The organism is Pseudarthrobacter oxydans, assembly GCF_034258515.1.
In the GTDB taxonomy this organism is placed as follows: Bacteria; Actinomycetota; Actinomycetes; order Actinomycetales; family Micrococcaceae; genus Arthrobacter.
Window position 1 is genome coordinate 3778927 of the sequence record NZ_CP139438.1, and the last position, 23737, is coordinate 3802663.

Annotated in this window: 24 protein-coding genes; 12 read left to right on the forward strand and 12 right to left on the reverse strand. The window is 67.5% G+C overall.

Annotated features, from left to right (window positions below):
• Window positions 1-10 precede the first annotated feature (10 nt).
• Window positions 11-976 (forward strand): nitronate monooxygenase, encoded by a 966-nt coding sequence (locus SMD14_RS17275; RefSeq protein WP_409339729.1) that lies wholly within the window; start codon window positions 11-13, stop codon window positions 974-976.
• Window positions 977-987: 11 nt separating this feature from the next.
• On the opposite strand, the gene SMD14_RS17280 is transcribed toward SMD14_RS17275, so the two are convergent.
• From SMD14_RS17280 to SMD14_RS17290, 3 genes are all read right to left on the reverse strand, one after another.
• Window positions 988-1167, reverse strand: a complete 180-nt coding sequence (locus tag SMD14_RS17280) for a hypothetical protein (protein WP_157240971.1) — start codon at window positions 1165-1167, stop codon at window positions 988-990.
• 109 nt (window positions 1168-1276) lie between these two features.
• Window positions 1277-2317 (reverse strand): NAD(P)-dependent alcohol dehydrogenase, encoded by a 1041-nt coding sequence (locus SMD14_RS17285; RefSeq protein WP_321214445.1) that lies wholly within the window; start codon window positions 2315-2317, stop codon window positions 1277-1279.
• 112 nt (window positions 2318-2429) lie between these two features.
• Window positions 2430-3650 (reverse strand): multidrug effflux MFS transporter, encoded by a 1221-nt coding sequence (locus tag SMD14_RS17290; protein ID WP_321214446.1) that lies wholly within the window; start codon window positions 3648-3650, stop codon window positions 2430-2432.
• A gap of 139 nt (window positions 3651-3789) precedes the next feature.
• Between SMD14_RS17290 and SMD14_RS17295 the strand changes: the two genes are divergently transcribed.
• Window positions 3790-4674, forward strand: coding sequence for a helix-turn-helix transcriptional regulator (locus SMD14_RS17295; protein WP_321214447.1), 885 nt, complete (start codon window positions 3790-3792; stop codon window positions 4672-4674).
• Window positions 4675-4686: 12 nt separating this feature from the next.
• Here the strand turns inward: SMD14_RS17295 and SMD14_RS17300 are convergent, their stop codons facing one another.
• Window positions 4687-5829 carry a PQQ-dependent sugar dehydrogenase gene (locus SMD14_RS17300; protein ID WP_321214448.1) on the reverse strand — a complete coding sequence of 381 codons (1143 nt, stop codon included), beginning with the start codon at window positions 5827-5829 and terminating at the stop codon, window positions 4687-4689.
• 498 nt (window positions 5830-6327) lie between these two features.
• On the opposite strand from SMD14_RS17300, the gene SMD14_RS17305 reads away from it, so the two are divergent.
• Genes SMD14_RS17305 through SMD14_RS17320 form a run of 4 tightly spaced genes read left to right on the forward strand, consistent with a single transcriptional unit; the run spans window position 6328 to window position 10445 of the window.
• Complete coding sequence (locus SMD14_RS17305; protein WP_321214449.1) at window positions 6328-7443, forward strand: ABC transporter substrate-binding protein; 1116 nt, start codon at window positions 6328-6330, stop codon at window positions 7441-7443.
• The gene (locus tag SMD14_RS17310; RefSeq protein ID WP_321214450.1) at window positions 7440-8297 is read left to right on the forward strand and encodes an ABC transporter permease; all 858 of its coding nucleotides are present in this window, start codon (window positions 7440-7442) and stop codon (window positions 8295-8297) included. Before SMD14_RS17305 ends, SMD14_RS17310 begins: the two co-directional genes overlap by 4 nt.
• Window positions 8273-9043 carry an ABC transporter ATP-binding protein gene (locus SMD14_RS17315; RefSeq protein ID WP_321214451.1) on the forward strand — a complete coding sequence of 257 codons (771 nt, stop codon included), beginning with the start codon at window positions 8273-8275 and terminating at the stop codon, window positions 9041-9043. The genes SMD14_RS17310 and SMD14_RS17315 overlap by 25 nt, the downstream gene beginning before the upstream one ends.
• Window positions 9044-9068: 25 nt before the next feature.
• Entirely contained in the window at window positions 9069-10445 is a 1377-nt protein-coding gene (locus SMD14_RS17320) for an LLM class flavin-dependent oxidoreductase (protein ID WP_321214452.1), read from the forward strand.
• A gap of 230 nt (window positions 10446-10675) precedes the next feature.
• Here the strand turns inward: SMD14_RS17320 and SMD14_RS17325 are convergent, their stop codons facing one another.
• The 3 genes from SMD14_RS17325 to SMD14_RS17335 form a co-directional block, all read right to left on the reverse strand.
• Entirely contained in the window at window positions 10676-10969 is a 294-nt protein-coding gene (locus tag SMD14_RS17325) for a phosphatase PAP2 family protein (protein WP_409339730.1), read from the reverse strand.
• Window positions 10948-11529: a hypothetical protein gene (locus SMD14_RS17330; RefSeq protein WP_321214454.1), complete on the reverse strand. Its 582-nt coding sequence runs from the start codon at window positions 11527-11529 to the stop codon at window positions 10948-10950. The genes SMD14_RS17325 and SMD14_RS17330 overlap by 22 nt, the downstream gene beginning before the upstream one ends.
• 79 nt (window positions 11530-11608) lie before the next feature.
• Window positions 11609-12403 (reverse strand): oxygenase MpaB family protein, encoded by a 795-nt coding sequence (locus tag SMD14_RS17335; protein WP_321214455.1) that lies wholly within the window; start codon window positions 12401-12403, stop codon window positions 11609-11611.
• 196 nt (window positions 12404-12599) lie between these two features.
• On the opposite strand from SMD14_RS17335, the gene SMD14_RS17340 reads away from it, so the two are divergent.
• Window positions 12600-13004 carry an Hpt domain-containing protein gene (locus SMD14_RS17340; RefSeq protein WP_157240949.1) on the forward strand — a complete coding sequence of 135 codons (405 nt, stop codon included), beginning with the start codon at window positions 12600-12602 and terminating at the stop codon, window positions 13002-13004.
• A gap of 104 nt (window positions 13005-13108) precedes the next feature.
• Here the strand turns inward: SMD14_RS17340 and SMD14_RS17345 are convergent, their stop codons facing one another.
• Together SMD14_RS17345 and SMD14_RS17350 are read right to left on the reverse strand one after the other, a co-directional pair.
• Window positions 13109-14158 carry a metallophosphoesterase gene (locus SMD14_RS17345; RefSeq protein WP_157242922.1) on the reverse strand — a complete coding sequence of 350 codons (1050 nt, stop codon included), beginning with the start codon at window positions 14156-14158 and terminating at the stop codon, window positions 13109-13111.
• Between the two features lie 35 nt (window positions 14159-14193).
• Complete coding sequence (locus SMD14_RS17350) at window positions 14194-15054, reverse strand: phosphatidylinositol-specific phospholipase C/glycerophosphodiester phosphodiesterase family protein (protein WP_321214457.1); 861 nt, start codon at window positions 15052-15054, stop codon at window positions 14194-14196.
• A gap of 184 nt (window positions 15055-15238) precedes the next feature.
• Between SMD14_RS17350 and SMD14_RS17355 the strand changes: the two genes are divergently transcribed.
• The 5 genes from SMD14_RS17355 (at window position 15239) to SMD14_RS17375 (ending at window position 20181) form a co-directional block, all read left to right on the forward strand.
• The gene (locus SMD14_RS17355) at window positions 15239-15703 is read left to right on the forward strand and encodes a hypothetical protein (protein WP_157240947.1); all 465 of its coding nucleotides are present in this window, start codon (window positions 15239-15241) and stop codon (window positions 15701-15703) included.
• On the forward strand, window positions 15700-17466 hold the full coding sequence (locus SMD14_RS17360) for a DUF5671 domain-containing protein (RefSeq protein WP_157240945.1): 1767 nt from the start codon (window positions 15700-15702) through the stop codon (window positions 17464-17466). The genes SMD14_RS17355 and SMD14_RS17360 overlap by 4 nt, the downstream gene beginning before the upstream one ends.
• 86 nt (window positions 17467-17552) lie before the next feature.
• A complete protein-coding gene (locus SMD14_RS17365) occupies window positions 17553-19157 on the forward strand; it encodes an HNH endonuclease (protein WP_321214458.1) in 1605 nt (534 codons plus the stop codon).
• A 233-nt stretch (window positions 19158-19390) separates the two neighbouring features.
• Complete coding sequence (locus SMD14_RS17370) at window positions 19391-19813, forward strand: universal stress protein (protein ID WP_104999110.1); 423 nt, start codon at window positions 19391-19393, stop codon at window positions 19811-19813.
• Between the two features lie 200 nt (window positions 19814-20013).
• Window positions 20014-20181 carry a hypothetical protein gene (locus tag SMD14_RS17375; RefSeq protein WP_157240941.1) on the forward strand — a complete coding sequence of 56 codons (168 nt, stop codon included), beginning with the start codon at window positions 20014-20016 and terminating at the stop codon, window positions 20179-20181.
• A gap of 287 nt (window positions 20182-20468) precedes the next feature.
• On the opposite strand, the gene purU is transcribed toward SMD14_RS17375, so the two are convergent.
• Genes purU through SMD14_RS17390 form a run of 3 tightly spaced genes read right to left on the reverse strand, consistent with a single transcriptional unit; the run spans window position 20469 to window position 23711 of the window.
• Window positions 20469-21407 carry a formyltetrahydrofolate deformylase gene (purU, locus tag SMD14_RS17380; protein ID WP_321214459.1) on the reverse strand — a complete coding sequence of 313 codons (939 nt, stop codon included), beginning with the start codon at window positions 21405-21407 and terminating at the stop codon, window positions 20469-20471.
• Window positions 21404-22870, reverse strand: a complete 1467-nt coding sequence (cycA, locus tag SMD14_RS17385; protein WP_321214460.1) for a D-serine/D-alanine/glycine transporter — start codon at window positions 22868-22870, stop codon at window positions 21404-21406. The genes purU and cycA overlap by 4 nt, the downstream gene beginning before the upstream one ends.
• Window positions 22860-23711, reverse strand: coding sequence for a methylenetetrahydrofolate reductase (locus SMD14_RS17390; protein WP_321214461.1), 852 nt, complete (start codon window positions 23709-23711; stop codon window positions 22860-22862). Before SMD14_RS17390 ends, cycA begins: the two co-directional genes overlap by 11 nt.
• Between the last annotated feature and the right edge of the window lie 26 nt (window positions 23712-23737).

Sequence of the window (23737 nt, forward strand, 5' to 3'; positions counted from 1 at the left end):
CCAGGCGCCGATGGCAGGCGGGCCGTCCACCCCGGAACTGGCCGCGGCGGTAAGTACGGCAGGAGGACTTGGCTTCCTTGCGGCAGGCTACAAAACCGCCGCAGCCGTGAAGGCGGAGATCGGGACCACCCGTCAGCTGACCGACGGGCCCTTCGGCGTCAACGTGTTCGTCCCGCAGCCCTCGATGATCAGTCCCCAGGCACTGGACCGGTACGCACTGTCCCTGGCGCCGGAGGCGGAACGCCTGGGCGCCGCCCTCGGCGATCCGCGTCACGACGACGACGATTGGGACGCCAAGTTGGACGTCCTGCTGGAGGAGGCGCCCGCCGTCGTCTCCTTCACTTTCGATCTTCCGGACCCAGCCGTGGTCGCCGCCCTGCAGGAGCGGGGCGTCTGCGTCATCGGCACAGTGACCTCACGGCCTGAGGCACTCCGGGCAGTTGATGCAGGCATTGATGCACTCTGCGTGCAGGGGCCCGAAGCCGGCGGACACCGCGGCACCTTTGACACCGCCAGGCGGCCTGAGGATGAATCCCTGCACGGCCTGCTTGAGGAATTGGCGGATCTCCAGGTGCCGCTGATAGCGGCCGGCGGAATCGCCACGGGAGACGACGCCCGGGCCGCACTCGCCCGCGGAGCTGTGGCGGTCCAGGCCGGAACAGCCTTCCTGCGCGCCGACGAGGCCGGCACCAAGGCGGCCCACCGGACGGCCCTGGCCTCCGGGCGCTTCACCACCACCTCGGTCACCCGATCCTTCTCGGGGCGGAACGCCCGCGGACTCTACAACGAATTCATGCGCCGCCACGATGGCGAGGCCCCCTACGGATATCCGGAGATCCACCACCTCACCGCTCCCCTGCGCGCCGCGGCCGCTGCTGCCGGGGATCCGGATTCCATGAGCCTGTGGGCGGGAACGGGTTTTAGGCACACGGTCGAAGGCCCCGCGGCAAAAATCCTCGCAGTCCTGCGGCCCTGACCGGAGCGGGCCTATTCCTCGCCCGTGTCCTGCGCTTCCAGGTATCTGTCCATGGCTTCGCACGCCCTTTTCCAGCGGGCGTTCAGGGCGTGCCTGCTCAACGGTTCGGACATGCCGTTGAGCACTTTCTCGATGGCATCGGATGCGGCGTCCCGGGCCCGGTCCTGCGCCGCCGGGGTGTAGTAGTTCATGCCGGTTATTCGTTGCGTCCCCGGCAGGGGATTGCAGGAGAAGGCTCCCGCACGCACGACGGCGGCCGCCCCCTTTCCGGGACCGGCCGCCGTCGAACGCGTTGTGCTGTTAGAGGGTGGCGGTGTCGATCACGAAGCGGTAGCGGACGTCCGAGGCGAGGACGCGCTCGTAGGCCTCGTTGATCTTCTCCGCGGGGATGACCTCGATCTCCGCGCCGAGGCCGTGCTCGGCGCAGAAGTCCAGCATCTCCTGCGTTTCGCGGATGCCGCCGATCATGGAACCGGCAAAGGAGCGGCGGCCCATGATGAGCGCGAACGCGTTGACCGGGAGCGGCTCCGCGGGGGCGCCGACGTTCACCAGCGCGCCGTCGAGGGTGAGCAGCTGCAGGTAGGAGCTGATGTCGATCGAGGCGCTGACGGTGTTGATGATCAGGTCGAAGCTGCCGGCCAGGTCGGCGAAGGTGTTTTCATCGCTGGTGGCGAAGTAGTGGTCGGCGCCCAGCTTGAGGCCGTCCTCCTGCTTCTTGAGCGACTGGGACAGCACGGTCACCTCGGCGCCCATCGCGTGGGCAAGCTTGACGGCCATGTGGCCGAGCCCGCCGAGCCCGACGACGGCAACCTTCTTGCCGGGTCCCGCACCCCAGTGGCGCAGCGGTGAGTAGGTGGTGATGCCCGCGCAGAGCAGCGGCGCGGCGGCGTCGAGTTCGATTCCCTCGGGAATCCGGACCACGAAGTCTTCGGTCACCACGACATGGGTGGAGTAGCCGCCCTGGGTGACGGTGCCGTCGCGGTCCACGGCGCCATAGGTGCCGACGTTGCCCTTGAGGCAGTACTGTTCCTCGCCCTTCAGGCAGTTGGCGCACTCCTTGCAGGAGTTGACCATGCAGCCGACGCCGACGCGGTCGCCCACGGCGTGCCGGGTGACGGCGGGCCCTACCTGGGTGACGACGCCCGCGATCTCGTGGCCGGGAACCAGCGGGTACTGCTGCGGGCCCCAGTCGCCGCGGACCGTGTGGATGTCCGAGTGGCAGATGCCGGCGAACTTGATCTCGATCAGGACGTCGTTGGGGCCGACTTCGCGGCGTTCGATGGTGGTGGGAATGAGGTCCTCAGTCGAGGACGGGGATGCGTAAGCCTTGACGGTGGTCATGGGTCTCCTGAGGTCTGTTTGGGGGATATTGAAATGCTACAGGCGTGCAATGCCGTCACACCGGGTTCCGAGGCCCGTAGAGGTGGCCCTGTTGTAACTGGTTCTGGCAGTCCTACCCTTGGCGGTTGTGCGGGCGGGCCAGGACAAGGAGCCCCGCCATGGAAAGCAGTGCCCCGCCAATCATCAGCAGCGCCATGGGAACGGCTGTGTCCTCGCCGCCCAGGCCCGCTAGGGGCGCCACAATTCCGGCGGTGGTCCACTGCACGAGCCCCAGGACCGCCGAACTGGTCCCCGGGTGCCCGGGTACCTCCGCCGAGGCGAGGGCGCCGCCGTTGGTGTTGATCAGGCCCTGGGCCACCATGAGGGCAAAGAAGCTGCCCATGGCCACCAGCAGCGGAGTGGCCCACCACAGCGCCCCGGCCAGCATGGCCACCCCCGCGGCAAGGGCGAGGAGCTGGCCCGCAAAGATGACTTTCCTCGTCGACACACGGCCTGCCAGGCGGGCAGACAGCAGGGCGGCGATGGTCATGCCGCCGGCGTTCGCGGCGAACACGATCGAATACATGACCGGAGACAGGCCATTCATGCCCTGCAGGATGAACGCGGACGTCGCCACATACGCGAACAAGGCAATGAAGGCCGACGACGCCACCATGACGTAGCCAACAAAACGGCGGTTTGAGAGCACGGACTTGGCCGCGCGGCCGAATTCAGCCAGCCCGCCCGGGTGGCGCTTCTCCGGCGGGAGCGATTCCGGAACGACGAACAGGGCACAGAGCGTCATGAGGATGCCAAGGGCTGCGAGCGTCCAGAACGTCACCCGCCACCCGGTCAGCTGCAGGATGACCGCACCGAGCAGCGGGCTGATAATGGGCGCAACACCGCCAATCCCCATGACTATGTTGAGTACCCGGACCAGCTGTGGACCGTGGGCCAGGTCCACAATGACGGCGCGGCCGATGACCATGGCCCAGCCGCCGCCAAAGCCCTGCAGGAACCGGGCCAGCATCAGGATTCCGACGTCCGGCGACACGGCACACGCAACCGACGCCGCCGTCATCAGGAGGGTGCCGGCCACCAGCGGCAACCGCCGCCCGCGCTGGTCGCTGAACGGCCCGCCCACCAGCTGTCCCAGCCCCATCCCGGCGAAGAACGTGGTCAGGGTCAGCTGCACGGCGGACGCCGTGGTGCTGAACTCCGCCGAAACGCGGGGAAAGGCCGGAACATACATGTCCGTTGCCAGCGGCGCCACGGCCGTCAGGAAGATGACCGTGGCCACCAGCGTCGCCGGGACGGCGCTCACCGCCGGCGCACGCATGGTAGTAGGCAGCATGGTTTGATGCTCCATCCGGTTGCTGGCTGAGGGGTCTTCTCCATCAAACCGGCCGCCCGCAGGCGTAGCGAGGGCCCTGCTGAAACGGGTTTTGGCAGACCCTCCTTACGGTTTCCCGATTCGTCGTAACGTGTCCTTTATGGATAACCGAGCCGAGGTACGACAGTTCCTGTCCACCCGCCGTGGACGCATCACGCCGGAGCAGGCAGGAATTGCACCCTACGGCGGGCGCCGCCGCGTCCCCGGGCTCCGCAGGGAAGAAGTGGCCAGGCTTGCCGGCGTCAGCGTTGACTACTACACGCGGCTGGAGCGCGGAAACCTCACGGGTGTCTCGGACAGTGTCCTTGACGCCATCGCCCGCGCCCTGGAGCTGGACCGCGCCGAGCACGACCATCTTTACGACCTCGCCCGGACAGCCAACACATCGGGACGCAAGCGGGCGGCGCCCCCGGTGCCGTCAGGGGTCCGGCCGGAGCTGCAGTTCCTGCTGGACACCATCACCGGCGCGCCGGCATTCATCGGGAACAACCGGATGGACATCGTGGCCGCCAACACCCTGGGCTACGCGCTGTACTCCGACATGTACCGCAGCACCGCCAGGCCCGCGAACCACTCGCGGTTCATTTTCCTGGATCCCCGGGCCCACAACTTCTATATCGACTGGGAGCGGGCAGCGAACACCAACGTTGCCATCCTGCGGCGCGAGGCGGGCCGGAATCCGCACGACAAGGGGATTGCCGAACTCATTGGGGAGCTGTCCATGCGCAGCGACGAGTTCCGGACGCGCTGGGCTGCGCACAACGTTCGCCGCCACTACGCGGGAACGAAACTCTTCCAGCATCCCGTGGTGGGGCTCCTGGAACTGAACTACCAGGTGCTGGGGCTGGAGGAGGACCCGGGGCATTCCCTGACCGTCTACCCGGCCACACCCGGCAGCCCCTCCGATGAGGCCCTCAAGCTCCTCGCCTCCTGGGCCGCCACCGAGAACATCGTGGAACTGGCCCAGGCCGGCGCACGGGGCTGACGACGCGCCCGCTCATCTTTCGAGGTGGACGGCGAGGATCCGGTCGTCCCCGGGGCGGGGGTCGCCGCGGCCGTCGGTGTTGTTGGTCAGGAACCACAGCCGGCCGTCCGGGGCCAGCGCCACGTCCCGGATCCGGCCGTACTCGCGGCTGAAATGCTCCGTGGATGTGGCGGGGTCGGAGACGGGGACGGACCGCAGGACCTGTCCGCGCAGGTTGGCCAGGAACAGTGTTCCGCCCGCGTGGGCCATGCCGCTGGGGCTTGCGGCTCCTGGCTGCCACTGCTGCACCGGGTCCACGAAGCCCGGCCTGCCCGCGATGCCCTCCACCGTTGGCCAGCCGTAGTTGGCTCCGGGCGTGATGATGTTCAGCTCGTCCCACGTGTTCTGGCCGAACTCGGTGGCGAACATGGTTCCGTCGTCCGCCCACGCCAGGCCCTGCGGGTTGCGGTGCCCGTAGCTGTAGACCAGCGATCCCGGGAAGGGGTTGTCCGCCGGGACACCGCCGTCGGGAGTCATCCGCAGGATCTTTCCGGCGAGCGAATCCCGGTCCTGGGCGCTGTCGCGCCGGCTCGCATCACCGGCCGTCACGTAGAGCATGCCGTCGGGACCGAAAGCGATCCGGCCGCCGTCGTGGATGCTCGCGGACGGGATGCGTTCGAGGAGCGTGTCCGGCTGCCCCAGCGACAGTGAGCCCGGTTCGCCGTTGACCGGGAAACGTTGGACCCGGTTGCCGTCCGCCGCCGTCGAATACACGTACAGGTCGCCCTGGCTGCCAACGGCAAGTCCCAACAGCCCTGATTCTCCCCGTGCAGCTACACCCAGGACGGTTCCGATGGACCGCGCCGAGCCCTCAGGGGAAAGTTCCAGGACCTGCCCGCTGTTCCGCTCGCTGACCAGCGGCGTCCCGTCGCGGAAGACCACCGACCACGGAGCGTTGAGGCCCGTGGCCACCGGCTGGGGCGTGCCGGCGATGGCGGCTGCAGCGGCGGGCGCGGGATCAGTTGCGGGGACGGAGGACGCCGGAGCGGATGGAGGCGTGGAGGAGGTCGCCGGTGCAGGGGACGTGGTTGCCGGCGCGGGTGACGGGGCGGCGGTGCAGCCTGCCAGCAGGATGCTTGTTCCCGCGGCTGCCGCGGCGAGGACCCGGCGATCCATGTGTTTCTCCCGTCAACCGCATCCCACAACCCTTCCAGTCACATTAACCCGCATTGCGGATCATGGCGCCGCGTTGCCCGTTTTGACCCGGGAATGGCGGAATAAGTAGCGCCGTTTCGTCCTGTTGAGCTTCCGTTTCGGGCCGCTGGCCAAGGCCTCGCCAGGCGTGCTTAGGTGTTTCAACGGCACCGGCCAAGCCCGTAAAAACAGCACCTGCTACGAGAAGGAGGACCCGATGCCTGACATCTCCAGCCGCGCGGACAGCGCCGCCACGTGGGGTCCGTGCTGTTGCAGCTTCCGAATGATTCCGTCCCGCCGAATGGCAGCACACCGGCGCTAGCTTCGGCAGCAGTTCCACAGGTCCCCAGCGCTGAGTTCCGGCGCGTCGGGCGCATTCGTCCGACGCCGGCACACTCCTACATCCCGTTTCGTCTTCCCCGTCACCGGGCGATTCGTCGCGCCCGGATACCCGCCACTCCACCCTTCGAAAGGCATCCCATGACCTTCCCCGCATTTTCCCCGCCCCGGCCGCCCTCCGTCCGGCCGTTCACCCGCCGCAAGGCGCTGGGCGCACTCCTGGCGATTCCCGCCGTCGGCCTCCTGACCGCCTGCGGCGGCACCGCCACAGCCGGCAACCCGGCCAGCCAGGCGTCGTTTGCCCCGCTCGCCACCCCAGTCCCCGCGGGGACCACCATCAAGGTGGGCGATCCCAGCATCCGCGTGGCGCTTGAGCTGTCCGGCCTGGTCAAGGACCTGGACGGCATCAACGTGGAATTCGCCAACATCTCGGGCGGTCCGCAGACCACGGAGGCCTTCAGGGCCAACGCCCTGGACGTCGGCTCCGTGGCGGACATTCCGCCCATCCACGCAACCTGGACCGGCCTGGACGTGCGGATCATCGCGAGCGCCTACCGCCAGGACGCCGTGAACCACCCGCTGTACGAACTGGGCGTCGCTCCCGGCGCCGGCATCAGCAGGCTGGAAGACCTGCGCGGCAAAAAAGTGGCGTACAGCCCCGGACAGGCACAGGGCGCCCTGGTCCTGCGGATCCTTGAGAAGGCCGGGCTCAAGCAGGAGGACGTCAAGCTGGTGGAGCTGCCCAGCACCGGTGACGCCTACTCTTCGGCGCTGTCCGGCAAGCAGGTGGATGCGGCGCCGCTGGGCGGGGTGCAGATCAAGCGCTACCTCGCCAAGTACAGGGCCGACGGCGCCACCACCCTCCGGCACGGCCTGCGGGATGATCCGGGACACCTCTACTCCCCCGCCAAGGTCCTGGCAGATCCCGCCAAGGCCGCCGCCCTGGCCAAGTACGTTGAGGCCTGGGGCAAAGCGCAGCGCTGGATCGAGGACCACCCCAAGGAATGGCTGGAAGGCTACTACGTCAAGGATCAGGGGCTTTCCGCCGAGGACGGGCAGTACCTGATCGACGCCGCGGGCAAGCGGGACGTTCCCACGTCCTGGACCGAGGCCATCGGACGCCACCAGCAGACCATCGACCTGCTGGCCCGGGAACAGAAGAAGCCGCAGTTGAAAGCGGACGACCTCTACGACACCCGTTTCGAGGCCATCGCGGGCACCGCCTTCGCCGCGGCGGGCAAGGGAGGCACCGCATGAGCGCCGTACTGGAACGTCCCGCCGTCGAACCGCACCTGGACCCGGCGCTCGCCGCGCGCGAGGACGTGCGGCCCACCGGCCGCCGGCTGGGACCGGGAAAGCGGCGGCAGCTGGCTTGGCTGCTGGGCCCCTCGGTGCTGCTGTTGTTGTGGGCCGCCTCCTCGGCCACCGGGCTGCTGGATCCGCGCATCCTCTCCGAGCCCTGGACGGTAGTGGCCACCGCCGGGGAACTCCTCGCCGACGGCCGGCTCCAGGAGAACCTCGCCATCTCCGCCCAGCGGGCTGGCCTGGGGCTCTTCTTCGGCATCGTCGTGGGCGCCCTGCTGGCCCTGCTGTCCGGGCTGAGCCGCGCGGGTGAGGCGCTCATCGACGGCCCGGTGCAGATCAAGCGGGCCATCCCCGGCCTGGCCCTGATCCCGCTGCTCATCCTGTGGTTCGGAATCGACGAGACCATGAAGGTCCTCACCATCACCCTCGGTGTCTTTGTCCCGATCTACCTGCAGACCCACGCCGGGCTGCGCGGGATCGACCTGCGCTACGTGGAGCTCGCCCAGACCGTGGGCCTGGGCCGCGCCGCCTTCATCCGCAAGGTGGTCCTCCCCGGCGCCCTCCCCGGCTTCTTCCTGGGCCTGCGCTTCGCGGTCACGGGCGCCTGGGTGTCGCTGGTGGTGGTGGAACAGATCAACGCCACCAGCGGCATCGGCTACATGATGGAGCTCGCCCGCACCTATGGCCAAACCAACATCATCGTCCTCGGACTGGCCGTCTACGGCCTTCTCGGCCTGCTGTCCGACGGCGCCGTCCGCTTCTTCGAACGAAAGGCCCTCTCATGGCAGCGCACACTGGCGGGCTGACCGCCGTCGCCCCTTCCGCAGTCGCCCCTCCCGGAACAATCAACGCAGTTTCGGTCCGCGGCCTGATCCGCAGCTTTGGCCCCAAAGGCGTCCTGAACGGCGTGGACCTGGACATCGCCCCCGGCGAGTTCGTGGCCCTGCTCGGTCCCAGCGGCTGCGGCAAGAGCACCCTGCTGCGGGCACTCGCCGGGCTGGACCACGACGTGCGCGGCAGCGGTGTGATCACTGTCCCCGAGCGCGTGTCCGTGGTCTTCCAGGACTCCCGGCTGCTGCCGTGGGACAGCGTGCTGGGCAACGTCACCCTGGGGCTGCGGGAGCACGACGCCGAGGCCCGGGCACGCAAGGCCCTCGCCGAGGTGGGGCTCGCCGGCCGTGAGAAGTCCTGGCCGCACGAGCTGTCCGGCGGCGAACAGCAGCGCGTGGCGCTGGCCCGCTCGCTGGTCCGTGAGCCGCAGCTGCTCCTGGCAGACGAACCGTTCGGCGCGCTGGACGCGCTGACCCGGATCAGGATGCACGGACTCCTCCGGGACCTGGTGGCCGCCCACCGGCCGGCTGTCCTGCTCGTAACGCACGACGTGGACGAGGCCATCGCACTCGCGGACCGGATCGTTGTCCTCGACAGCGGCCGCGTTGCCACCGTCCGCACTGTTGCGCCCGACGTCGGAACGGCAAAGGACGCAGGCGGCCACGAAGCCCTCCGCCGCGACCTCCTCACCGATCTTGGCGTCGTCGGCGCCACCCACTGAACCTCCAGACCCGAAGGATTACCCCATGACTGCCACCAATCGTCCCAACCGCCAACTCCACCTCAACGCCTTCCTCATGAGCACCGGCCACCACGAGGCCTCGTGGCGGCTGCCCGAAAGCGACCCGCACTCCAGCACCAACGTGGAGCATTACAAGCAGCTGGCCCGCACCGCCGAGCGCGGCAAGCTGGACTCCATCTTCTTCGCCGACTCCCCCGTCCTTTTCGGCGAGGTGGGCCGCCGCCCGGCCGGCAAGCTCGAGCCCACCGTGCTGCTGACCGCCATCGCCGGCGCCACGGAACGCATCGGGCTGATCGCCACGGCTTCCACCACCTACAACGATCCCTTCAACCTGGCCCGCCGCTTCGCCTCCGTGGACTGGGTGAGCGGCGGCCGCGCCGGCTGGAATGTGGTCACCACCGCCGGCCCGGACGCCGCCCGCAACTTCGGCGTGGATGACCAGCCCGCCCATGCTGTCCGGTACGAGCGGGCCGCCGAGTTCATCGAGGTGGCCCGGAAGCTGTGGGACAGCTGGCAGGATGACGCCGTGCTCGCGGACAAGGCCGAGGGCGTCTGGGGCGACGCCGAAAAGATCCGCGTGATCGACCACGAGGGCAAACACTTCAGGGTCCGCGGTCCCCTCAACGTCCCCCGCTCGCCGCAGGGGCATCCGCTGATTGTGCAGGCGGGATCCTCCGAGGACGGCAAGGATCTCGCCGCCCGGTACGCGGACGCCGTCTTCACCGCGCACCAGACCCTTGCCGATGCGCAGGAGTTCTACCGGGATTTGAAGGCCCGAACCGCCGCCGCCGGCCGCGCCCCGGAGACCATCAAGATCCTGCCGGGCATCGTGCCGGTCATCGGCGCCACGGAGGAAGAGGCCCTGGAGCTGGAACGGGAACTGGACCGGCTGATCAAGCCCGAGTACGCCAGGATCCAGCTGGCCAAGACGCTCCGGGTGGCGCCGGAGGACCTGGCCCTGGACCGCCAGCTCCCCGAGGACCTGCCCGGCGAGGACGAAATCGAGGGCGCCAAGAGCCGCTACACCCTGATCGTCCAGCTCGCCCGGCGGGAGCAGCTCACGGTGCGCCAGCTGATCGGCCGCCTGGGCGGCGGCCGCGGGCACCGCACCTTCACGGGCACCCCGGTGCAGGTGGCGGACGCCATCCAGGAATGGTTCGACGGCGGCGCGGCGGACGGCTTCAACATCATGCCGCCGGTGCTCCCCTCCGGCCTGGAAGCGTTCGTGGACCAGGTGGTGCCCATCCTGCAGGAGCGCGGCCTGTTCCGGACCGGCTACGCAGGCACCACCCTGCGGGAGCACTACGGCCTGGACCGCCCGGCCAACCGCTTCGCCGGCACTGTTGCGCCGGAGCTGGCCTCGATCGGCCCGGCATTCTGATGGGCCGGCCCAGCGCGCTGAGGCGGCCAAGCCTGGTGCGGTGTTCTTCGCTGGTGGTCCGGGCTCTTGTGATGCGGTGGCGGCCGCCGTAGCGTCGGGCACACGTGGCTCCGGTGCCGCCGGGGACCGGTTTTTCCAGCTGGATGACCGGAGGAGTACTACACGCTGGGGCTGGTTGCGCACGGCAGGTCCTCATCAGCTGACGGCGTATGTCCGGGGCACGCTGCGGGTCAGGGCCTGGCGGGCCCGGACACCGGCGCAGGCGGGTGCACCCGCGTGGTGAGGTAGAGCCGGTGGGCAGTGATGACCAGAGCCAGCCAGGCCGCTCCGAGTGCCCAGGCGCCCAGCACGTCCGTAAGCCAGTGGTGGCCGAGGTAGACCCGGCTTAGCCCCATGGTTGCCGCAAAAACCGCCGCCGCCACTCCCGTGAGTATCCGGGCGCGGGCCGTGGTGAGGCGGAGGATGACCAGGTAGGCCACGATGCCCGCGATCACCACGGAATTCAGGGAGTGGCCACTGGGAATGAAGCTGAGTACTCGTAGGGCGGCACGGCATCGGCCAGGTCCGGCCTGGTCCTGCCCACCAGCTCCTTGCCCGCGATGGTCATCAGCAGCGAACCGAGCCCGGCAACGAGCATGAGGATGACAGGGGTCACGGACCGGCGCTTGAACGCCAGGCCGGCCATGACGGCCAAAGCCAGCACCGGCATCCCGACGGTCCCGCCCACGTCCGTATAGGTGGTGACGAGGATGTCCAGTCCCGGGGACCTGAGCGTTTTTGCGCCGTCCAGGACGGGATGGTCAAGTCCGGCAACTCCATCGGCTTCGACGACGGATTCGTAGACCTGCGCGAAAACCGCAGCCAGCGAAACCGCCAGCGCTGCCCCGACGGCCAAGGTGATGATCAATACCGCGTGGGACCCGAAAAGGCCGCTGATGCGTTTGGCGACGGACGCCAGGAGCCGGCCCGGCCTGGTATCCCACCTGGTGAGGTCCTGCCCGCCAACAAAGCGGTCCTGGTGGACTTCGCCTTTGACCCCGGTTTGGGCCGCCGCCGGGTGGGGCGGATTGTTGCCTGCAACCATGTCTTTTGGCCCTTCGCTGCCGGAGATCAAGTTAGTAAGCAACCTTACCTTGTTCTGCCGGCGCGTCAGCAGGTTGGAACTACGCGGTCACAGCCCGGCGGGAGCTGATGTCGAGCTGGTTCAGGCAGTAGTCCTTGAACCAGTGCCGGATGCCCTGGGGCAGCTTCGGGTAGGTCACCGCCAGGATCTTGAAGGTGCGGTTGAAGCGGCGCTCATGGCGGTGGCTCCAGGCCAGGCCGAAGTCCCGGCGCAACTGGTCCGGCAGGAGGCCTGCGGTGAGGAACCTGGCGAACGGCATGATGGCGAGGTACCACAGCGCCGCCCGCTTCGGATACAGGAGTCCCCGGCCAAAGCGCACGGCATTCTCATCAGCCCGCAGGGCACGCATCTTCCCATCCCAGTAGCGTCCAAACGCGGCCCTGTCCTCCGGCCACATATGCGCTGGCAGTTGCAGGGCCGTGCCCAGCTTCGCGTAATCGCGGTACATGGCGTCGGCGGACTCGTCGTCGAGTGGACCGTAGATTTTCTCGATGATGGTCAGCGCGGTGTCGTAGAGCGTCGCTGCCACCCACAGCTGCAGCCCGGCGTCGTAGGCGTTGTACCCCGGCGACTCGTCATCGGCAGCCCGGCGCACAGGCGCGTGGGCGCGGTTGACCCTGCGGCGGACCTCCTTCACCTGCTCGTCGGTGCCGTAAACCACGGCGTAGACGTAGGTCAGGGTGCCCTTGAGCCTGTTGATGGGCCGGTCCGTGAACGTGCTGTGCTCGGCGACGCCCCGCCCCACCCCCGGCTCGGCAAGCTGCAGCAGGATGGCCCGCCCTGCTCCGGCAAGCAGGATCGCCTCCGCGCCCAGATCGGCAATTCCACTCACCATTGCAACAGGCTACCGGAGGGATGCAAGGTCGGACGATGGCGGCGGGCGCGAGCAGTACCCGCGAAAAAAATCGAGTACCCACCACTCGTGCCCTCCACCCGCTCTGCACGTACCGTCCTTCAAAAGCCCTGCGCACAAACCCCGCGGGTGTTCCGACTGTGAAGGGGGCGGTCATGAATGGCACGGAGGCCCTGCCATGACTCAGCCGGACGCCTATGCCCGGCCGCTCCTGGACCCCGCAGTGCTCGAACGGCTGCGCGACGATCTCGAGGATGACGAGGGCGTGTGGAAGGTTTTCGTGGAGAACTTCATCGCGCACATGCCCCAGCGGCTGCAAAAAGTACGGCTTTCGCTCACCACCGGCGACGTGGCCGGCTCCATGGACGCCGTGCTGAGCCTGAAAACGTCAAGCCAGATGGTGGGTGCCGAACGGCTGGCAGCCTATGCCGCCGAACTCGAACAGGCGCTGCGCCGCCAGGCCGGGAGCGGGGACCCGGCCGTCACCCTGCCCCTCATCGCGGCGGACCACCTCCGGCGGATCAAGCAGTGCGCCCAGCGGACCGTCTATGTCCTGCAGAACCACCTGAAACAAGGGCATTGAACGGGGCGCCAGGATAGGGCGCCCTGCTCCCTCACTGAATGCCTCCACAAAGCAAGCGGACGACGGCGGGACCTCCCGCCGTCGTCCGTTTGGAAGGCGTGGGGCTACCGGGTGAAGGGCACCTTTTCCCATGACAGGACCGGGCCGCCCGCGCTGTTCCCTGACGCGGTGAACCGGACATAGTTGGTGGCATTGGCAGAGCCGTCCACAGTGATGCGCTGGAGATCGTCAGCCGCTGCCTCCTGGCCGTAGATGTCCAGCCACGGCGAGCCGGGCGCCAGCGGCTGGTTCTCGGCGAACACGTGGCTGTCGCCGTTGATGAGGTAAACCGGGGCGTCGAACCGGTTGGTTTCCTCAACGATGGTGTCCACGATCTCGCGGAAGCCGGAGACGACCGCCGGGTTGGCGGACGCGGCAGCGAGCAGCGAGGGGTCGAACATGTCGGCCTGGGCCATCAGCACCACTGCCCTGTCGTTGCGCCGGGCGGCGTCACTGAAGGTGGCACGGATCTGGTCCAGGACAGCCTCGGTGCGGTACTCCACTTCGGCCTGCTGTTCGGGCGTCACTGCGGTTTCGCCGAGGCCGCTCCACGGCTGGAGCGAGTTGTTGCTGCCCTGGACGTTCACCACCGAAAAGGCAACCCGGTTCTCGGTGAAGCGGACATTCTCCGGAAGACCGAGGGCCTCCTGGGATTTGACCGGCATGGTGGCACCGAGGGTCTTGCCGGGTTCGTTGAAGAACACTTCCCTCAGCTTGGCCAGCCGTTCGAGCGGGTTGTAGGCGCCGTTGTTGGCGCGGTGGCAGTCCACCCACTCGTTGTCGCCCGGGGTGAACACCAACGGGAGCTCGAATGTGTCGAACTGTTCCCGGATGAAGGCAAAATACCCGTCCGAGCAGACGGACGATCCGTTCTTGATGTCACCGACGTGGGCCACGAAATCAAGGCTGCGGTCCGCGTTGAGGTCCTGGATGCGGGCAGGGAATTTCGCGATTTCCTGTTCGCCGTAGGGAATGTCGCCGATGACGCCGAAGCTGAAGGCGTCCTGCCCGTCCGCATCTTTGGGAGTGTTGTCGGCGGCGTATGCCGGCTGGGAGGCAAGGAGGCCGAACGCAAGGAGGGCCGCCGTCGTCGCGGTTGTAGCAAGGGTCTTCATAGCCACGGTGTTTCCTGTCTGCTGGCTCGGGGTGGTTACTGCGTGCGGGCCGTCAGGAACTGCTGCAGCCCCGCGAGGTCGTCCGTGTTGATGTGGTCCACTCCGGCGTCGACAAGCTCGTTCCACATGGCGTCCCGGGCCGGGCCGGCCTGGTCCGGGGTGGCCCAGAAGCGGACGCGGTAGCCGTTGGAGTGGGCTTCGGCAACGTAGGCGTGCAGCTTGGCGCGTTCGGCCTCCGGCATGGGTCCCACGCCCTGCCAGGTGAAGAGCTTGGTCCAGTTGTTGCTGACCAGGGGCATGAGCTCGGCCGGCATGCCGGAGGTGAGGTCGGCGGCGCGGCCGTCATAGAATCCGAACCTCTGGTCCTGCGCCTGCATGGTGGCCAGGGGACGGTTTCCGCTGATCACTGCGGTGACCGGGCCGGTCTTGGTTTTGCCCTCGCTGTAGCGGCTCATGATGTCGCGGTGCTCGGCGAGCTCCTGTTCGACGGCGGCGTAGGTGGCTTCGCCTTCGCTCTTGATGTCGATGAGGAGCTGCAGGCTGCCGTCCCACCCCGGGTACACGCTGTGGCCCTCCTGGCCGCGGACCAGGTCTTCCAGCGGGTCAAGGTAGAGGCTTTCGAGCGTGACGCCGGCCTTCACATCCTCGAGGTCGTGCGCCACCAGCAGTTCACCGTCCACCAGCCAGACGTCGGCTTCAACACTGGTGAAGCCGTGCTCCAGCGCATCGAACAGCGGCCGCTCATGCTCATAGTCATTGTGGGCATGGGCGGCGGCCAGCGGCTGACCCAGGACCGGTGAAGGGCTGGAAGACTGGGCAATGGCCGCGGGGGCTGCGGCAGTCCCTGTCAGGGAAGCCAGGGCAACGAGGGCGGTGACGGCGCTTTTCACGAACACGGAGTTCTCCTTGATACAGCTGCGGGGATTCACTGCCCGGCTGTTGGGATGGGGCAGTGTGTGCGTGACAAGGATTGTTGGCGCGCAATAACACCCGAGGACCCCACGGTTGCGGAAAAGTGAACAGGAAGAGTCGGGCCTAAAGACACCAGCGGAACCAGCCCAAAAACGGCATACTGGCGCCATGACCGATGCAGCGCGAAAACCGGACCGGATCATCCTCGTGCTGCTTGGCATCATCGGCGTGCTGGTGGTGGTGGCCCTTGCCGTGGTGTTTTCCCGCGGCGACCCCGCGCCGCTGGATGAAGCCAGCCCGGCCGGCGTTGTCCAGCGGTACAGCACGGCGGTGATCGACGGCGATATCGCCACCGCAGAGACCTACCTCACCGATTCTGCCCGGACGGTTTGCCGAGGCTCCTTCTCCGGCGAGCCCCGCCCCGCGCGGGTTGTCCTGGTGTCGACGACGGAGCGGGACCAGTCCGCCACCGTGAAGGTCTCCATGGTCAACTCGTACCAGGACGGCCCCTTCGGCCCCTCCGAGTACGAGATGGAGGACATCTTCACCCTGGTCAAGGAGGACGGGAACTGGAAGATCAGCCAGGCCCCCTACATGCTGATGGCCTGCTCGGGAACGCCGGTGAAGCCATGACTTCCCCCGCGCAGCTGACGGCCCCGACGGCGGGACACGCCCAGACCACCCTGCGCCGTCTGATCCAGTACGCCCTGCTCTTCGCCTTGGTGCTGATCGCGGCGTCCGGCCTCAGCGGACTGCTGGAACGCCTGTTCACATCGGGGGCAGTCCTGGCCTCCACGGACGTGGCCGGGCTTGCCCGGTCGCTTGCATTCACCCTGATTGGCGGCCCGCTCGCCCTGCTTCTGTGGTGGTTTGTCTGGCGGCGGCTCGACGACGAGGCGGAACGCACCTCAGCCGGGTGGGGCCTCTACATCACCGCCATGTACGGCGTCTCGCTCATCATCTTCACCACCTCCTTCCTGGGGCTGGCCACGTCATTCATCGGACAGCGGGGCAACGACTGGGCGCCCACGCTGGCCAACACCATTGTTTGGGCGGCCATCTGGGCCTGGCACCGCTGGATGTGGAAGCACCCGAAGAAACCCACGGTGCACCTCGAGGACGTGCGTGCCGTCGTCGGGTCCGTGTTCGGCCTGCTGCTCGGTGCCGGCGCCGGGATCGCAGCCCTCGGCGGGCTCCTGGACGTCGCAATCCGCGGCTTCCCGCTGACCGTCACCGTTGAACCCTGGTGGTACTCCGTGCTCCGTTCGCTGGTGTGGGCGGCCGGCGGAGCCATCGTGTGGTGGTGGCACTGGTTCAGGGAGGGCGGGCGCCGCTTCCAGACGGGCCTCGTTGACGTCATCATGATCGCCGTCGGGATCTTTGCTGCCGGCATCACGGCCCTTGGCGGCGCGGGCGTGGTCCTGTTTGTGCTCCTGCGCCTGGCGTTCGACCGGAACAATCCCATGAACGAACTGCTTGAGCCATTGGCCCCGGCCATTGCCGCGGCGCTCGTGGGGGCGCTGGTGTGGCGGTATCACCGCACGGCCTCGATCCGCCGTTCCCCCGGCACCATGCGGGCAAGCCTGCTGGTCACGTCGGCCGTGGCCCTCGCTGCCGCCGCGTCCGGGGTGGGCGTTGTGGTCAACGCGCTGCTGGCTGCGGCAGTGTCGCCGCTGGCGGGAGGGGCCACGCGGACCCTGCTGCTTGGCGGTCTCAGTTCCCTCGTGGTGGGCGGGCCTGTCTGGTGGCTGGCGTGGAAGCCCCTGAAGCAGCCGCGGGCTGCCGAGGACATTCCGCCCGGACGCCGCGTCTACCTCATCGCATTCTTTGGAGTCAGCGCGGTGGTTGCACTCATCACGCTCCTGGTGATCGGCTACCGGCTCTTCGAATTCCTGCTCGGGGACGTCACCGGCGGCAGCCTCCTTGACCGCATCCGTGCACCGTTCGGGCTCCTGGTGGCCGCCGGACTGGTAGCGGGTTATCACTTCGCGCTGTGGCGGCACGACCGTGCCCTCCTCGCCGCCGCGCGGCCCGCCAGGAAACGCACCGTCGACGCAGTCACGGTTGTCACTGCGCCCCAGGCGGACGCGGAGGCTTTGGCAGCGGGCATCGCTGAAGCCACCGGCGGCGCCAGGGTCACCTTATGGCTGCGGGCGGACGACGGCGGCTCCGCCCTTCCGGCGTCAGGTCCGGCCTCCGGCGGGGCTGGTACCGCGGCGGGTGACATTGCTGCGGGTGATTCTGCTGCGGCTGAAACTTCGACTCCGGCCAGCGACGTCATTCCGCGCATCGCTGCGGCGTTGGAAGGCGTCGCGTCCCGGCACGTCCTGGTAATCCTGGGCCCCGCGGCGCGGCTGGAGGTCATCCCGCTGGCCAATGCGGGTTCCCGGCGCTAGCTGTTCTGAGAGCGGCTGCCCACGTTGGCGCCTGCTTAACAACGCACGCGCAGAAAAATGTCAGACCCTCCCGCGACGATATAGGTATGGGAAACGGCGCGGGGACTAACGCGGGGGCTGCAGTGGTGATGGAAGGCATTCGTGCCTCTGTTGGCGCCCTTGACGCCCTGTTCCTCGAGGAAGCCCGGCTGGATGTTGGTCCTGCTGGTTCCAGTCCTGCTGCTGATTTTGGTCCTGCTGTTCCTGCTGCCCCGGACCCTGTTGTGGATGTCCTGCAGCGGAAGATCGATAACCGGCTGGAGCGCCTGGCGGTTGTAGCGCGGCTGGAAGCACAACTGGCCGCGGCCAAGGCCCGGGACGCGGCGGAGATCCTCGAACTCCAGCACGCCATGATCCCGCCGAACGCCTCCCTGCAGGACAGGTCCTTCCAGGAAATGTCCATTATCGAGGAAATCGCCGGCGTCCTGACCGTAAGCTCCCCGGCCGCCGGGGCACTCATCACCCAGGCCCGGCAGCTGCGCTCCCTCCCGCTGGCCCTGGACGCCCTGTCCGCCGGGACCATCTCCTGGCAGCACGCCAAAATCCTCGCCGACGAAACCCACAGCCTCGGCCCCGCGGGCGCCGCCGCCATGGCCGCCCATTTCCTGGACGCGGACGCGCCCCACCCGGCCCGCGGAGCCGCACCCGGTGACCTGGTCCCGTCCCGGTTCCGGGCAAAGGTGCGGGCCTGGCGCGAACGCCACCACCCCGAATCCCTCGAAAAGCGCCACGCCAAGGCAGCAGCGGACCGGCGGATGGAATATTCCCCGGACCGCGACGGCATGGCCTGGCTCTCGCTGTACCTCCGCGGTGACACCGCATCCGCCATCTGGAACCGCACCACCGCCCTCGCCCGCGGACTCCAGGGCCCCAACGAATCCCGCACCCTCACCCAACTCCGCCCCGACACCGCCGCAGCCCTGCTTCTCAGCACATCGGACACGCGCAGCACCAGGGACACAGCACACGAGGACGCTGCGCACGCAAACGCGGCCCCGGCAGAAGGGGACGCTGCGCGCCTGGGCAAGGTCCCGGCGCCCAAGGCGGACGTCCTGGTCACCGTCCCGGTGTTCTCACTCCTCGGTCTCACCGATGAACCCGCAATGCTGGACGGCTACGGGCCCATCCCCGCCTCCACGGCCCGCAAACTCATCGCCGACGGCGCCACCTCGTTCCACCGCGTCCTGGTGGACCCGCGCGACGGTGCACCACTGGAAATCGGCCGCACCAGCTACCGCCTCACCAAAGCCATGAAACAAGCACTCCGCCTCCGCGACGGAAAATGCACCTTCCCCGGCTGCAACAACCGGACTTCGGACAACGAGGCAGACCACCTCCAGGCCTGGCACCACGGCGGAACCACCGGAATCAGCAACCTGGCCCAACTCTGCCCCAAACACCACCGCCTCAAACACAACAGCCGCTGGAAACCCACCCCCGGCACCAAAACCCAGCCACCCGGCTGGACCTCACCCACCGGCCGCCACTACAAGCCCGAACACCACGACTGGGAACCACCACAGTGGCCAGGGAACCCGGCTCAACTGCAGGCTGTGCGCGGTGGCCCACCTTGTTGCCCTCCGGAAATTGCTTACATCGGCCAGTCCCCAGCGGAAGATGCAATAGACAAGTTCTTGCATGCCCGTCCCTGACCTGCCGCCGGGCGGAGACCTGCCCTGCAGCGGCCTGCGTCCGAAGCGGAAACCCAAGCGGCCGCGGACGTGCCGGGGGCGTTCTTTGGCAAAGTGTTCGGCTGTGCCGGGCCCTAGCGTCCCCTGAACCAACAAGTCGCGCGTGCCATCCGCAAATTGGCATGGGGGCGTCAGCCCGAACTTCCCTAGACTGGGCAGTGAACGCTGGAAGTACACGAGCAAAGGAGCCAAGCATGAGTGGAGTAGTGGTAGTAGGGGTGGACGGCAGCCCCTCGGCATTGAAGGCCGCCGAGAAGGCGCTGGACCTTGCAAAGGCGTTGGGAGCTTCGCTTCACGTGGTGACCGCATTCGACGTCGACCGTTCCGAGACCTTCGGCGTCGGCTCGGACGAGGTGAGGGTCTGGAACTCCGATGCCTCCGAAAACGTCGCGAAGTCACTGGCCGACACGCGGCCGGGGGTGGAGGTCACCCACTTCGCCGCCCGCGGAAAACCCGCCGATTCCCTCATCAAGGAAGCCATGCGCCTGGACGCCCGGCTGATCGTGGTGGGCAACCGGAGGATGCGCGGCATCGGCCGTCTCCTGGGCAGCGTGGCCAACAGTGTGGCGCACAACGCCCCCTGCGATGTCTACATCGCCAACACGTACGAAGACTAGGCAACACCGCCGGGGCCAGCCAAGGTACCGGGACCAGCGGCCAGCAAACGGGCGACGACGGGACCTCCCGCCCGTCGCCCGTTTGCTTTAAGGGAGCTTTCCTCAAGATTTGCGAAGTTTATCTTGTCGCTAGATAAACCCCCTTCCCCTGGTATGGCTGCCTGCCTAGGGTTGCTTCACAGGCACACCAAAGGGAAACCATGAAAAGCTCAAATGACACTCCAGGGGACAACGCGTTTGAGGACCCCCGGCAGCCCCTGATTCCAGACCCGCCCGATGACCGCCAGCGCAGTGTGGCCGAATGGACGGGCGAACTCCTGATCGGAATCAGGCAGCCCCTACAGTTCCGCCTTGCCGACTGGCCCTAGCAACCTCCAGCAGGACCCGGGCCCCACAGCTCGAAAAGTGCGGGCCACCTGAATCACCGGTATGACTTCGAAAGCCATGCGCCCAACACGGCCAGCGCACTAATCCAGGTTGTTATCCGCCGTTTCCGGCCCGCACCGAAGTCCGCCATACCCATCGTTGCCGTTTGCGGGCGGGCAGGTCAACCACCGATCCCCCTGCCAAAGGAAAGCGGACGACGGCGGGAGGTCCCGCCGTCGTCCGCTTCCGTCAGCCTTCCGCCTTGGCCTGTTTCGGCGGAGGAACTCCCCTACCGCAGGACGACGGTGCGGTTGCCCAGCAGCAGGATCCGGCCCTCGCAGTGCCAGCGAACGGCGTTCCGCAGCGCCACGCACTCGGCGTCCCGGCCCACGGCCACCAGGTCATCGGCAGTGTACGTGTGGTCCACCTCGATGACCTGCTGCGAGATGATCGGGCCCTCGTCCAGTTCTGCATTGACGTAGTGGGCGGTGGCGCCCACGGTCTTGACGCCGCGCTCATACGCCTGGTGGTAGGGCTTCGCGCCTTTGAAGCTGGGCAGGAACGAGTGGTGGATGTTGATGGTTTTCCCCGCCAGCTTGGCTGAAAGGTCGTCGCTCAGGACCTGCATGTAGCGGGCCAGGACCACCAGTTCCACGTCTAACGCGTCCACGAGCTCCAGGAGCCGGGCCTCGGCGTCGGCCTTGGTGTCCTTGGTGACCGGTACGTGGAAGAACGGGATGCCGTGCCACTGGACCAGGCCCTCCTGGTCGCGGTGGTTGGAGACGACGGCCACGATCTCCACCGGGATATCGCCCGTCCGCGCCCGGAACAGCAGGTCGTTGAGGCAGTGCCCCATCTTGGACACCATCACCAGCACCCGGCGTTTCCGGCCGTGCGGTTCGAGCTGCCAGTTCATCTGCCACTTCTCCGCAACCTGGGCGAAGCCGCTGCGAAGCTCTTCAGTGCCGGCGGGCTGCCGGGCGGCCGAAGACCCGGAGGAGAAGTGCACGCGCATGAAGAAGTGCCCCTGTGCCTTGTCACCGTACTGCTTGATGTCGATGATGTCGCACCCCTGCTCCAGCAGGAACGCGGAGATCGCGTGGACAATCCCGGGTGATTCAACGCAGTCAACCGTCAGGACATGTTCGACGGCGGCGGCCGGGTCCGCGGCATCGTGTGCAGGGGCGGCTGCGGGAATGTTGGGGGTGAGCGTGGTGGCCGTGCTCATTTCTGCACCTTCTCGAGTTCCCGGGCCTTGGACGTTTCCGCTTCCCGGGCAAGATCTGCCTGGAACTCCGCGTACCTGGCCAAGTGGGCCGGGCGGCGGCGGATGGCCAGCCAGGCAACGCCGAGGATGACGAACCACAGCGGTGTGGCCAGCAGCGCCAGGAGCGTGTCCGGCTGCGTGGTCAGGGCCCACAGGACAAAGGCGAAGAACGCGAAGACCACCCAGACCATCGGCACGCCGCCGGGCATCCGGTACTTCGATGCCTCATGCAGGTGCGGGCGGCGGCGGCGGAACGCCAGGTAGCTGGCCAGGATGATGGACCAGACGAACACGAAGCAGACGGCGGACACGGTGGTCACCATGTCGAAGGCCTTGCCGATGTCCTGGCCTGCGTACATCAGCACCACCCCGGAGAGCAGCAGGACGCAGGAGAGGAACAGCGCGTTCTGCGGGACCTTGCGGCGTGACAGGGCACCGAACGCCGAGGGCGCGTCGCCCTCCTGGGCCAGCCCGTACACCATGCGGGAGGTGGAGTAGATGCCGGAGTTGGCGGAGGACATGGCGGAGCTGAGCACCACCAGGTTCACCACGGTGGCTGCAGCGCCGAGGCCGGCCAGGGAGAACATGGCGATGAACGGGCTCTGGCCTGCCTGGAACTGGGTCCACGGGGTGACGGACATCAGGACGATGAGGGCGCCAACGTAGAAGAGCAGCACGCGGATGGGGATGGAGTTGATGGCCTTGGGCAGGTTCTTCTCCGGGTCCTTGGCCTCGGCTGCCGTGGTGCCCACCAGTTCAATGCCCACAAACGCGAACACCGCAATCTGGAAGCCGGCCACGAAACCCATGAACTCGTTCGGGAACATGCCGCCGTGGCTCCACAGGTTCGTGAAGGTGGCAGGGCCGGCGTCGGACTGGAAGCCCGTGAAGATCATGAACATGCCCACGATGATCAGCGCCGCGATGGCGATGATCTTGATCAGGGCAAACCAGAACTCGGTCTCGCCGAACGCCTTCACGGTGACGAGGTTCAGGAGCAGCAGGATGGCCACGGTGGCCAGGCCCGGGATCCAGAGCGGCAGCCCCGGCCAGAGCTCCTTGGAGTAGCCGGCGATCGCGATGACGTCCGCGATTCCGGTGATCACCCAGCAGAACCAGTAGGTCCAGCCGGTGAAAAAACCCGCCCAGGGGCCGAGGAGGTCCGCGGCGAAGTCGCTGAAGGATTTGTAGTTCAGGTTGCTCAGCAGCAGTTCGCCCATGGCCCGCATGACGAAGAACAGCATGAAGCCGATGATCATGTAGACGAAGATGACGGACGGCCCGGCCGCGGAGATGGTCTTGCCGGAGCCCATGAACAGGCCGGTGCCGATGGCGCCGCCAATGGCGATCAGCTGGATGTGCCTGTTGGTGAGTTGCCGCTCGAGATGCGGCTCCTGGTGGGAAGTAGTGGATTTAGTGGTCACGTGCTGCTCCTCGAATCAATACTGGGTGGAGTGCTGCGGAAGGGGATGCCTGTTCCGGCGTTGGGTGGACGCCATAGTCCGGCGCCGAAGCAAGGCTGTTGAAGCTGTAAAGGTGGATGCCGGCAATGTTGCCCGGCTGTGTTGCCAGCCCGGTGATCAGGCTGTCCGGCGAGTAGCGGTCCCCGCTCAGGAGTTTGCGGGCCAGCGGGCCCTTGCGGCTGAGGAATTTCAGGGAACTTCCGACGCCGATCTGCGTGGCGAGTGCCACCAGTTTCGTCCGCGGGACGGACCCCGCCACGCCCGCCCAGACGGGCAGGCGTACGCCTTCGCGGCGCAAAAGTGCCGCGTAGTCATGGATTCTTTCCGGGTCGAAGCACATTTGGGTGACCACGTGCGAGGCCAGGTCCTGCTTGGCCAGCAAGCCGTCCAGTAGGTCCAGGGGGCTGGCCACCGGATGGCCCTCGGGATAGCCGGCAACTCCGGCCCGCATGGTCCCGCCGGTGTACTGGGCGATGTCTTCCAGTACCGGAAGGGCGGAGTCGTACGTGCCTGCCGGCTGTTTCCGGTCGCCGCCGATGACGAACACCTCGCCGATGCCGGCGGCGTTGCAGCCCCGGATGATCTCGGTGAGCTCGGCGCGGCTGCGGATGCTCCGCGCAGCCAGGTGCGGGACCACGGTATAACCGAGGTCGGCCGCCTCCACCGCGGTGCGCATGGTCCGTTCGATGCCGTGGTGCGGCAGGCAGGTGACGCTGAGCGTGGTGCTCCGGGGCACCAGGGCCTGGACCTGCTCAACGATTCCTTCGGAAGGGATGATTTCGATTCTGATGGGGAACATCATTGGTCCTGTCTGGTCATCAGTTATGG